Origin of the sequence: Maribacter sp. (assembly GCF_049667165.1) — a bacterium.
Lineage (GTDB): Bacteria > Bacteroidota > Bacteroidia > Flavobacteriales > Flavobacteriaceae > Maribacter_A.
Genome location: NZ_JBATHS010000050.1, coordinates 21900 through 33722, shown reverse-complemented (window position 1 = coordinate 33722; position 11823 = coordinate 21900). Strand labels below are relative to the sequence as shown.

The 11823-nt window shown below is 40.6% G+C and carries 7 protein-coding genes; 1 reads left to right on the top strand and 6 read right to left on the bottom strand.

Annotated elements, in window-relative coordinates; genetic code table 11:
* Nucleotides 1-3: 3 nt before the first annotated feature.
* From WBM98_RS03080 to WBM98_RS03070, 3 genes are all read right to left on the bottom strand, one after another.
* Nucleotides 4-1557 carry a RagB/SusD family nutrient uptake outer membrane protein gene (locus tag WBM98_RS03080; RefSeq protein ID WP_424364558.1) on the bottom strand — a complete coding sequence of 518 codons (1554 nt, stop codon included), beginning with the start codon at nt 1555-1557 and terminating at the stop codon, nt 4-6.
* Nucleotides 1558-1569: 12 nt separating this feature from the next.
* Nucleotides 1570-4602, bottom strand: a complete 3033-nt coding sequence (locus WBM98_RS03075) for a SusC/RagA family TonB-linked outer membrane protein (RefSeq protein ID WP_424364557.1) — start codon at nt 4600-4602, stop codon at nt 1570-1572.
* A 248-nt stretch (nt 4603-4850) separates the two neighbouring features.
* The gene (locus tag WBM98_RS03070) at nt 4851-7607 is read right to left on the bottom strand and encodes a LuxR C-terminal-related transcriptional regulator (RefSeq protein ID WP_424364556.1); all 2757 of its coding nucleotides are present in this window, start codon (nt 7605-7607) and stop codon (nt 4851-4853) included.
* Between the two features lie 325 nt (nt 7608-7932).
* Here WBM98_RS03070 and WBM98_RS03065 point away from each other — a divergent pair, with 325 nt between their 5' ends.
* The gene (locus tag WBM98_RS03065) at nt 7933-9606 is read left to right on the top strand and encodes a sulfatase family protein (RefSeq protein ID WP_424364555.1); all 1674 of its coding nucleotides are present in this window, start codon (nt 7933-7935) and stop codon (nt 9604-9606) included.
* 78 nt (nt 9607-9684) lie between these two features.
* On the opposite strand, the gene WBM98_RS03060 is transcribed toward WBM98_RS03065, so the two are convergent.
* From WBM98_RS03060 to WBM98_RS03050, 3 genes are read right to left on the bottom strand one after another with little or no spacing between them, the layout of a single operon-like run.
* Nucleotides 9685-10410 (bottom strand): LytR/AlgR family response regulator transcription factor, encoded by a 726-nt coding sequence (locus WBM98_RS03060; RefSeq protein ID WP_424364554.1) that lies wholly within the window; start codon nt 10408-10410, stop codon nt 9685-9687.
* 3 nt (nt 10411-10413) lie between these two features.
* Nucleotides 10414-11448 (bottom strand): sensor histidine kinase, encoded by a 1035-nt coding sequence (locus tag WBM98_RS03055; protein ID WP_424364553.1) that lies wholly within the window; start codon nt 11446-11448, stop codon nt 10414-10416.
* An 8-nt stretch (nt 11449-11456) separates the two neighbouring features.
* Nucleotides 11457-11810 (bottom strand): DUF4907 domain-containing protein, encoded by a 354-nt coding sequence (locus tag WBM98_RS03050; RefSeq protein WP_424364552.1) that lies wholly within the window; start codon nt 11808-11810, stop codon nt 11457-11459.
* Nucleotides 11811-11823: the final 13 nt, after the last annotated feature.

The window sequence follows — 11823 nt, the reverse complement described above, 5'->3', positions numbered from 1 at the left end:
TTGTTAGTTAGTTTGTTCACCCAAAATAGGGAATTGATCTACTTGACTTTGTGGATAGGGCAAGTAGCTTTTTGAAGGGCTGAATGTCCTACCGTCATAGTTTAACTCATCATATCTTTCCAATCTAAGAAGATCATAATAGCGTTTGCCCCATTCCATTCCAAGTTCGGCGAACTTTTCATCGATGATTTGGTCTAAGGTAACCCCACTCAAGGCCGGCATACCCGCCCTTGTTCGAACTAAATTGACGGCTTGGTCGGCGGTCATCGCCGAACCTGAGGCGCCATGTGCAAGGGCTTCGGCATACATCAATAGGATTTCCCCATAACGAATGACATTATAATTCTTATTACTGCCATAAGCGGTTCTTCCAGGGATCAATTGATTGGAAGGGAAATAGTGTTTGCCACTAGCAAACAAGGCCCGGGCATAATCATTGATGACATCACCGTCCCTAGTGGTGTTGGAGACAAAACTTGGTAGCGTGGCATAATTCGTATCGGTTTGAAGTTCCGCTATACCACGGTCTGTAAACAGTACACTGGTTTCCAAACGAACGGTTTCCCCACGATCTAACATAAATTTAATGAACTTCATACTGGGCTCATAAAAGCCCCATCCACTTCCTGCACCTGCTACTGCCGGTGTCCATCCTTGTGGGCCATAGGGGGCATAGAGATGGTTTGAACTGTCACCTTCGCCCTGACCATAATCGGAGTACTGAAAATCCAATATACTTTCATCACTTAATTTACCGGGTGTCTTGAAAAGTTCATAAAAATCGGGAAACAAGCTGAATTTCCCTGAACTGATAATCTGTCCGGTGGCATCGGCAACTGCTTGATAGTTCTTTAGTTCTTGGTTGGCCATTGCTTTTATGGCCAAAGCCGTATACCTGGTCACGCCACCAGGTAGATCGGTGCGCTCATTTGGGCGCATATTTGGCAATAGCGGTATGGCCTCGTCCATCTGATTTGAAAGATGTTGCATCACCTCATCTTTGGTGGGCAATGTTTGAACGTCTAAAAGTTCATTGGTATTGGAGGACATTGGTATGAAGACATCGCCCCACACTTCTGATATTTGAAAGAGCATCATTGCACGTAATACCTTGATTTCGGCGATATACTGATCACCCTTGGCAATATCGGCTGCATCCCCAAATTCTTGGTACCTTACTATCTGTTCCATCGCGGTATGGGCTAAAATCACATCTCTATAGACATTTTCCCAAAGGGAGTTGTACATCCAATAGTCCTTATTATAATTGAATAGATCGGTTTCGGCAAAATCTTGTTGATCGCCTAAACCACCGGCATTGACGTCATCTCCACGCACTGAAATCAAGAGGGGTTGTTCCCATCCACGATTTTGAAACGCTGCGTATGCGCCAACTACGGAAAGTTGCATTCCAGAAGCATCTGTAAAGTCAGTACCTCCTGCAAAATTATTATTCAATTGCGGCTCATCCAATTGTGTTGAACACCCAACAAAAATGAGCAAGGCAGACAGGGCCGACAAGGCTCGTTTTGCGTTAATTTTCTTAAATAGTTTCATAATCGCTTTTTTTTATATTTTAATGTTTACACCAATCGTATATGTGGCCGGAATGGGATAGGTCTCATTATCTATGCCATTAGACACCTCTGGATTGAAACCATTATAACTGAACAACGTCAGTGGTTTTTCCGCAGTGACATAAATACGGGTACTTGGCACTCCTTTGAGTTTTCCATTTTTATTTATGGTATATCCTAAAGTAAGATTTTGTATCCTAAAAAAGTCACCGTCCTCTACCCAATAATCGCTCAATCTCTGGTTCCATCCTTTACGGACTCCTGCCGAGGAGGGATAACTATTTGTGGTGCCTTCCCCATGCCAACGATTGACCGCAAAATCCCGGTCCCAGTTCGTGTCATTGGTAAAGATGACCTCCCCTCGTTTACGGTTTAGGATTTTATTTCCCCCTTGACCCGTGCCGGCGGCCGAAAAGTCCCAGTTTTTATAATTGATTCCAAAGTTGAAACCAAACGAATAGGAGGGAAGGAAAGATCCTAGGACCACCCTGTCGTCATCGGTAATATCCCCATCGCCATTAATGTCCTTGTATCTGAAATCACCGGGCACTAAATTATTGGCCACGGCTACGGGATCTGCTTGTATTTCGGCATCATTTTGGTACACCCCGGCTATTTCCCTGCCAAAGAAGGCAAAAATCGGTTCCCCAACAATAGATCGCTGTCTAAACTCCGCGGTACCTGCATCCAAATGTGGTTGCCCGCCAAGATCGAGCACTTCATTCTTTAAAGTAGAAAAGTTGACGCCGATATTATAGCTTAGGTCCTCTGATACTTTTTTGTCCCAATTTAAGGCTATTTCCAGCCCTGAATTCCGAATTTCCCCAATGTTCTGTCTTGTAGATCCTGGGATCAATGCCCGTTCTACGGGTATGACCGCATCCTTGGTATCCCTGACATAATAATCTGCCTCCAAGGAAAGATTATTGTCCAACAGTCTGGCACTGATACCGGCATTGATTTCTTCCGTGACCTCCCATTTCAGAGCGGTAAAATCACTGCTGGTGGTCACTCCACTGAACATGGTGTCGCCCAGTGCGGTCGTCACCACGGAAGAAGTTATGGATCCAGAACTTGCGGCCACCTTGTCATTACCCAATTTTCCCCAACTGGTACGTAATTTCAGGTAATCGAAAATTCCGTTGTCCTGCATAAAGGATTCGCCGGTTAAGACCCAGCCAGCACCGATAGTAGGGAAGTAGCCCCATTTTTCCTGGTACTTATTGGTGCCATCGGCCCTAAAAGTACCATATAGTAAATAACGGTTATCGTAATTATAGGATACCCGTCCAAAATATGAAAAACCATATTCCCTCGCCCCACCGTCCTTAACGTCTTCTACCACTATGGTCTGTGCTTGGTCAATAAAGTATGCTTCTTCGCCAGACAAGGGAAAATTTAGGGCTCTGGCTTCTAACTTGTCATAGGCTTCATCCCTAAAGGAGGTTCCTGCCAATACGGTTAGGTTATGCTTATCAAAACTATCGGTAAAGGTTAGCGTATTATCCCAAATCTGATTGGAGAAGGTCTCACTTCTTTTGAATAGATTCGCATCTTCACGTTGGAAGTTGTTCCCGATGAAATACGGCAATCGTACCTCTCTTCTTTCTATGGTTTGAAAATTATGGTTGTAGGCTGTCTTGAACGTCAGTTTTTCAGGAATGATATTGATTTGGGCATAAAAATTGGCCAGCACATTTCTGATTTTTGACCTTTGCTCGCTGTTGTCCATTAAGGGAAATGGGTTTTGTCCGCCCCGATACCCTAAATCTTGGGCATTGGCATAGTTCGTTGGGAAAACGGCGGGGTCGTTGGCCAAGATATCATCGTATACAGGTAAAATCGGTACTGCGTAATACGCCAGTCTCCATGCAGAATTCTCTGCATCATATCTTGTGGCATTACTGATTACGGCATTACCACCGATGGTAAGCCAGTCAGAAGCCTTGAAATCGATTTTACTTCGTAAATTAAATCGTTCATATTCATTCTTCATTTTAAGGATACCCTCTTGGCCAAAATAGTTGGCCCCAATGGCATATGTGGCATCTTCACTACCGCCGGTGACCCCTATACTATGATTTCGAATCAGTGCAGTCCGTATGATTTGATCATACCAATCTGTATTAACATTTGGAATGTTGGGGTTGACCCGGCTACGGCCATAACGTTGCATAGCGTTTAATATAAACTGGGCGTCTGGTTCTGAACCCGATTCAAGGGCAAGGGTCGTGAATTGTTCGGCATTGGCCAATTTTAAAATATTCTGGGCAACCTGATATCCTGTGTACCCATCATAGGTAATCTCAGCTTTTTGGTTATAAGAACCTGATTTGGTTTCTATCAGCACAACACCATTGGCAGCGCGTACCCCATAAATGGCCGCTGCGGATGCATCCTTTAAGATTGAAATAGAGGTGATATCCGCAGTATTCAGAAAATCTATGTTATCAAAGAACATACCGTCTACCACATATAAAGGAGCAGAAGTATCCGTATCGTTCGTGTCGGTACCGTAAGATCCAATACCCCTTACCCGTATGACCGGCGATTGGCCAGGCCCACCGCTGTTGGTCACTTGCAAACCGGCAACCTTGCCTTGTAAGGCTTGCATGGCCTGGCCGGTTGGCGTGCCTGCCATGTCTTCCGATTTGATGGTAGTAATTGATGACGTAAGGTCTTTCGATTTCATTTCCCCATAACCAATCACTACCACCTCATCCAAGGCTTGGGCATCTTCTGCCAAAGACACTGAAATAGTGCTTCTGCCATCAACCACTATGTCTTGGGTGACAAAGCCTAGGTAACTGACTGATAAAATTCCATCAGAAGGAATCTTGTCGAGTGTGAAATTACCATCAAAATCTGTTTGTGTTCCTGTAGTAGTTCCTTTAACTACAACACTGGCACCTGGTAAGGGTTGCCCCTCGGTATCGGAGACCGTTCCAGACACCGTAATACCATCTTGTGCATAACTTGCCAATAGGGACAAAAAAAACAAGATTGTTAAAATTGTATTTCTCATTTTAGTGATTATTTAATAATTAGTTCGAATATTTACTAAATTACTAATTAAAAAAGGTTGCGGGTGTTCTAGGAGGTACATAATAATTACATCATAGGGGTAGTTCTTCATAGACCCTATAAAAGGGGTGTTTGCAGTAGTGTATATATTAAATAGTTATAATAATTTAACATAATGATGTACTAATGATGTACTATATTTTCGGACTAAAGTTGTCATTCCCCAAAAATTGGGATAGTCACGTAAGGTCAATTGAATTTGATCAAAAAGTTCGAAAGATTTTCAGAACTTTCGATCTTCAGTTTTTTTCTTAATCGGTAGCGATGAATCTCAACCCCACGATTGGTTATGGCCATTAGGGGAGCAATCTCTTTAGACGAAAGGTTCATTTTTAAATAGGCGCATAATTTAAGATCTTTTGGTGTCAGCTTAGGGTATTTTTTGAGGAGGTTTTCAAAAAAGTCTTCATGAAGTTCTTTGAAATTTACTTCGAAATGCTTCCAATCGCCTTCGTCATTGATTGAATTGTCCAATTTTTTAATAATCGAACCATACCGCTTATGGTTTGTGAACTGATTCTTGTTCACCATTAGCAAATCCTTTAATTCAATAATTATCTTGTTCTTATCAGCCATATTCATGGTCGTTCTTGCCAGTTCTTTCTGTTTTTGTTTTATCTCTTTCTCCAATTTTTCTTTTTCCTGTTTGGCCAATCGTTCCTCTTGCTCCCTATGGAATCTCTCTTTAAGTTTAAGATGTTTTTTCTCTAATTTTTGTCTGTTGTACCAACGTATTAGGAAAACCACCCCAATAAAGGCAAGGAGATACATCACCATGCTTACCTTTGATAAATACCAGGGCGGAGCGATTTCAAATTGTATTGTTTTGGGGTCCGAACGTTCATTATCTATACGGATGGTGGAAACGTTCAATTCATAATTGCCGAAAGGCAGGTTTTGAAATCTTATGACACCGTTTTCGATATCGGCAGCTTGGTCCATTGGACCGTACAATTCAAAATGATATTTGGGCTGTACCAGACTCGGGGATGAAACGTTTACTGTTATATCATGGGACACGTTATAGGGTACGTGGAATAGTTCATTTACCAAAGGATAGGGATTTTGCCCATCTTCAAATGAAACAAGTTTAGGTTTGGGTAATTCAAAATCTTCAAGTCGCTCTCTGAATTTAAAAAGATCAAGTTGCCCAAAACCATCATTTAAGGTAAAGCAATAAATGGAATCATTCAACTTAATGATGTTTTCCGCTTCTGGAGCCAATCGTTCTTGTAACTGAATATCATCAAGTACGAAATTGATTTCTTTTAAGTCGGTATAAAGTACTTCTTTAGACCCCTGGTTATCAATAAACCAGAAAAACGCATTGTCATGATGAATGAGGCTTTTATGGTTATAGTTCTGGAATTCCTTAAAAAGTTCGATTTTCTTTAAAATAGGATCATATCGATACCAAATACCCTCAATATCAAATGCTATTTGATTCCTGATATTATAAACTTTCACGTTGTAATTGGTGGGTATTTGCTCGGTAGTAAATTCGATCTTCTCGATTACCTCATCATAGGTGTCATTCAATACGATTCTATAAAGCCCTTTATAGGGGTGTGCGGCCCAAAGGGTATGGGTATCCTCAAAACACAGGTATTTTACCATTTTGTCCATGCCAGCGATGGGTGTGACGACCCACTTCCCGTTTGCATCTTTTTCGTATTTGGCGAGACCAATATAGGTTCCTTGGATAAATGATGTATTAGATTCGGGTACCTTCACAATTTGATATCCACCGGAAATGGTCGAAATTTTTTCGATTGACTTTTTATTTACTCGATAAGTACCTGTATTATGGCCACAGAAAAGCTCGCCATGGGTTACGTTTAAATCCCAGACATGCCCTTGGGAACCCTCGACAAATTGCAAGGAATCGTTAGTGAAATAATAGATACCCGTATTACTGCCCATATAAAGTACATTTTCATGGACCGCAAGATCATAAACGGTACCAACGGCCCCTGTATAATCGGTATAATAGGTTAACGGATTGTTCAGTTGTATTCGGTCTATACCATTATCCAAGCCTACCCATAATTGCTCCTTATACTGCATCATTGAAAGAACGGTATTGTTTTGTAAGCCAACCTGCCGGTTTAACCTTTGGCTGGTTTTATTACCAAGATCGTACAAATAAATACCATTCTTAATGGTTCCAAAGGCCAACTTGTTTCCCGATAGGGATAGAATTTGGTTAAGTTGATATTGTTTTAATTGCGCATTGATACTTATTTCAAATGGAACTATTTCTTTTTCTGTCATTATATAACATCCGTTCCGTTTTGTACCTATGAGAAGTCCTTCATTGATATCGGCCATGGCAATGATTACCTTATCCGATAATAATTCATGCTCTTCCAAGGGAATAAGCGCTTCGTCAATAAGCTCATATAGTCTTTTATGTCCTCCGGCGACCAGTATCTTATTTTTATATATTGAAATAAAGGTGACCACAAAAGGAGGGTCGATAACGGCGATTTTATCATTCCTTAATACATAGATGCCGTTGAACGACCTGAATAGTATGGCATCGCCATAGGGTAAAATCTGCCAGAATTCCTCACTTGTAAATACATGGTTTTTTATTAGATGGGTCAGGGAGGTGTAATCGAGAACACCCAACTTGTTTTTTGTCCAGTAACCAAACTCTTCGTAGGATCCGGTATAGATTTTCCCATCAATATGCGCAACGGATCGTATTGTGGTTTTATTCGGTAGTTTGTACAATTTCCATTTTTCGCCGTTAAAGTGAAGTAATCCGCTATTGTTGGCGACAAATAGTTCACCCTCACTATTAGCTGACAGTCCCCAATTCTTACTATCTGCTTGGTATTCAAAAATTTTATAGTTGTGAATAGGGGGCAAGAGATTTTGTGCGCCCATCCAGAAGGGTACGGTCCATAGGGCAAGAATAAAGATTAAAATTGGCTTCATTTTGAAGTACTTCTTCTTATTCATTATTAGGATAAAGATAAGCCAAAGTTATTTTATGAAAGTTTCAATCATTCTACAGTAGTGGGGTCTACAATCCTGGTTTTATCATGGGGTTTGACACCTTTGATTAATTTGTAAACGGAATTAATTGTTCATAAAGCTTGGTGAAAAACCATAGTGTTTCTATTTCTATATTAATTTTATAGGAATTCCCTTTTTTTTATAGGAACAGAAGTCATTATTAGCTTCCATCAAGGAATTCTTGTAAATTTAGATACCATATATGCATTTCGCAATCTACATCGATCATCAAACCTAAATTAGAATGAGGAATTATTCAATCCTGTTTGTTTCATTGGCCTTATCACTTTTATACCATTGCAAATTACCGGAAAAGGAAGCGCCAAAACGTCCAAATATTATATTCATCATGTCCGATGACCATGCCTATCAAGCGATTTCGGCCTATGATACCAGTTTGATCAAGACCCCGAACATCGACCGTATTGCAAAAATGGGGATGCTTTTTACCAACGCCACGGTCACCAATTCAATCTGTGCACCCTCAAGGGCCACTATTCTCACGGGGAAACACTCCCATATCAACGGCAAAATTGATAATCACTTTCCGTTCGATACCACCAATGTCACTTTTCCGCAGCTGCTCCAACAGTCGGGCTATGAGACCGCCATGTTCGGAAAACTACACTTCGGCAATAATCCAAAGGGCTTTGACCAGTTTAAGATTTTACCCGGACAAGGCGCATATTACAATCCTGACTTTATCACTAAAAATGAAGGAAATATTAATGTAAAGGGCTATGTGACCGATATTATTACTGATATGACCCTGGATTGGTTCGAAAAAGAACGAAATCCAGAAAAACCATTTATGTTAATGTACCTGCACAAAGCGCCCCACCGGTCTTGGGTCATGGCAGAACGGCACTTGGCCGAATTTACCCAAAGAACGTTCCCGGAACCGGAGACCCTTTTTGATGATTACGAAGGTAGACCTGCTGCCGAAGCGGCGGAAATGAGCATTTTAAGGCATATGAGTTGGATTTCCGATTCGAAGATATTCCCTGAGGTTATGGAAGAAATAGGGCTTCCTCCGTTTGGTACCGACAAGCTTGGAAATCAGTTCGGGGCGCAAAATCGGATGGATTCCACGCAACTAACAAATTTCAAGAATGCCTATCAAAAAATCAATGATGGCTTTAAAGCCGCCTATTCGACAATGACGGAGGAGGAAAAAATGAAATGGCGTTATCAACGATATATGCAGGATTATTTAGGGACTATTAAAGCGGTCGATGAAAACGTGGGTCGGCTGCTCGATTATTTGGAAACCAAAGACTTACTAGAGAATACAATAATCGTTTATACCTCAGATCAAGGCTTTTATCTAGGGGAACACGGTTGGTTCGATAAACGTTTCGTATATGATGAATCCCTAAAGACACCATTGTTGATTACCTGGCCTGGCAAGGTCGAAGCGGGTTCCAAATCGGATGAAATGGTGCAGAACCTTGATTTTGCACAAACCTTTTTAGATGCGGCGGGCGTAGACCAACCTGCCGATATGCAGGGTGAAAGTTTGCTTCCGATACTTACGGGACGGATGGAGGATTGGCATAGGGAAGCCGTCTATTACCATTATTATGAATACCCCGCCGAGCATATGGTGAATAGGCACTATGCCATAATAACCAAAGAATATAAGCTGATCCATTACTATTTTGACTTGGACTATTGGGAACTCATCGACCGTAAAAAAGACCCCAAGGAATTGCATAACGTATATAATGATCCTGCCTATGCCGAAATAAAAGCAAGGCTGCATACGGAATTGGTGGAAATTCGTAGAAGATATGGAGATAGTGAAGCACTAAGCCAGCAGTATCTAGATGTCTTTCTTAACGATGTAAAAGAAAAAGGGATATTCGGTATCGAGCAAGAAAAATTGGACAAAATATTGGAAAAACGCAATGAGTGATAACCCTAGCGGAGCATAAACCATATTTCAATACCGATATTTATAGGGAGCTGCGAAAATGCAAATAATAGCATCCGCTTAAATCCCCAAACTTGAGAAAAATTGTGCCTTATGGCTTTCCCCTATGGGTATGCGAATGTCATCGATCACTATTCGATTTCGTTGTACCGTACGAATAAAGTTCACATTGACCACAAAGGATTTATGCACACGAATGAATTGGTATTGAGGTAATTTGTCCATTAACTCCTTAAAGCTCAATAAGGTAAGGATGGTTTTGTTCGAACCTGCGATATGTATTTTTAAATAGTCCTTAAGACCTTGTATATATTGAATATCATCCAAATTTATCTTGATACTTTCGTGCTCCGATTTTACAAAAATAAATTTTTGGTTTTCATTGGCATCCCCATTGGAAGAAAACACATTGGCTGCTACAGGTTGTTCTTTCAAGGCCATTAACTCTTTAACCCTTGATACTGCCTTAATAAAACGATGGTAGGGAATGGGTTTCACCAGATAGTCAACGGCGTTGAGTTCAAAACCTTCCACCGCATATTGGGAGTAGGCCGTTGTGAAAATAAAAAGCGGTCTATTTTCTAAGGCACTTATAAATTCCAAACCATTGATTTGGGGCATTTCAATGTCACAGAATATAAGATCTACTTTTTTCTCCTTAATAATGGTAATGGCATCCAGCGGATTTGTAAAGGCATCAACCACCTCTATAAAACCTAATTTTTTGCAATAGCTCATTATAACTTCAATGGCTAAGGGCTCATCATCAATGATAATACAGTTCATAATTTATAGGGTTATGGTTAAATTTACTTCATAGGTTTCCCCAGTATCATCGATATGCAATACATGGGAATTGGGGTAAAGGTATTTAAGCCTGTTTTTTATGTTCTCAAGACCTAGACCGCTGCTTTTTGATTTTGCCTTATAGGGTCCTATACGGTTCTTTACATTAAAATGTATAGACCGGTTTTGTATGGTAAAGGTTATTTTGACCATGGTTTTCCCATTATAATCCGTACCGTATTTAAATGCATTTTCTATAAAGGAAATGAAGAGTAGGGGTGGCACATATTTATTGGTATCGTCTCCAGAAATTTTCAGGGTCACCATTTCACTATTGGCAAGACGAAGCCTTTGCAAGGCCACATAACTTTTTATGTACTCCATTTCCTTGTTTAAGGGCACATGGGCCTTGTCTGATTCATACAACATATATCGCATGAGTTCAGATAGATTTATGATTGCTTCAGAAGTGTCGGCGGATTGTTTTACCGATAAGGAATAAATAGTATTCAAGGAGTTAAAAAGAAAATGGGGGTTCAATTGGGCCTTTAAGAACTGAAGCTCTGATTCTATTTTCTCTTTCTCGGTTGATTTGCGAAGGTTCTCGTTTTCTTGCCACCCAAGATAGACCCGGAGCATGGTTGAAAAAAGAAAAGGGACTCCAAAATTAATGACAGGCGTCAAACGGAATCGGAATGATAGCAAGTCGTTTTGGTGCGGTTCCAAAGGAGGCATCGGGTTCGGTAATCCCCTCGGGTCCAAAGGGGGAAATAATACATGTGTACCATAAATGACAAGCCCCAAAAGTAGTACCGAAACTGTAATGTACCAGACCTTCATTTCGTTAAGCAAAAGATGGGGAACCAGATAAAAATAATTGAAATAGAACAGGACTGTTGCCACCAAGATCTTTATAGGTAGTTCGTTGGGAATGGGTCTTGATAGGGCAATAAACGGATATAATAACAAACCGTAAAGGGCACACCAAATTAAAACGTGCACCAGTATTTGCGGTATGTATTTCTTATCAAGTGACATGGGTAAAGCTAATTATGTGCTAGGATAACTATATCCAGTTCGTTAAGTTCTTGTACTGTTAACACCGGGCTATCCCCCTTCGAAATCTTAGATAGTACCATGTCTGCAACGAATTGGGCATCTTTGATTGTTCTAAAAGATCGCCTACCGGCAACGGCGGGTATTACCTCTTGCTGAATAAGTATTTTATTGCCCTTTAAAATTTGGTACCCGTACCCATCATTTACGTAGATTACTTTTGTAACCATCGCTGATTTTGGACCTTCCGAGTTCGGAATAAATTTTGAAACACCAAACAACAAAGAACCTGTAAATACTATGACCAGTAGGATCATGGTAATGCCTTCAATAATTGATTTCATTTATTTTTAGAAT

What these genes read in the sequence shown, in the direction of transcription:
- WBM98_RS03080 (WP_424364558.1), bottom strand. Translation starts at nt 1,557, where the DNA reads ATGAAACTATTTAAGAAAATTAACGCAAAACGAGCCTTGTCGGCCCTG.
- WBM98_RS03075 (WP_424364557.1), bottom strand. Translation starts at nt 4,602, where the DNA reads ATGAGAAATACAATTTTAACAATCTTGTTTTTTTTGTCCCTATTGGCA.
- WBM98_RS03070 (WP_424364556.1), bottom strand. Translation starts at nt 7,607, where the DNA reads ATGAAGCCAATTTTAATCTTTATTCTTGCCCTATGGACCGTACCCTTC.
- WBM98_RS03065 (WP_424364555.1), top strand. Translation starts at nt 7,933, where the DNA reads ATGAGGAATTATTCAATCCTGTTTGTTTCATTGGCCTTATCACTTTTA.
- WBM98_RS03060 (WP_424364554.1), bottom strand. Translation starts at nt 10,410, where the DNA reads ATGAACTGTATTATCATTGATGATGAGCCCTTAGCCATTGAAGTTATA.
- WBM98_RS03055 (WP_424364553.1), bottom strand. Translation starts at nt 11,448, where the DNA reads ATGTCACTTGATAAGAAATACATACCGCAAATACTGGTGCACGTTTTA.
- WBM98_RS03050 (WP_424364552.1), bottom strand. Translation starts at nt 11,810, where the DNA reads ATGAAATCAATTATTGAAGGCATTACCATGATCCTACTGGTCATAGTA.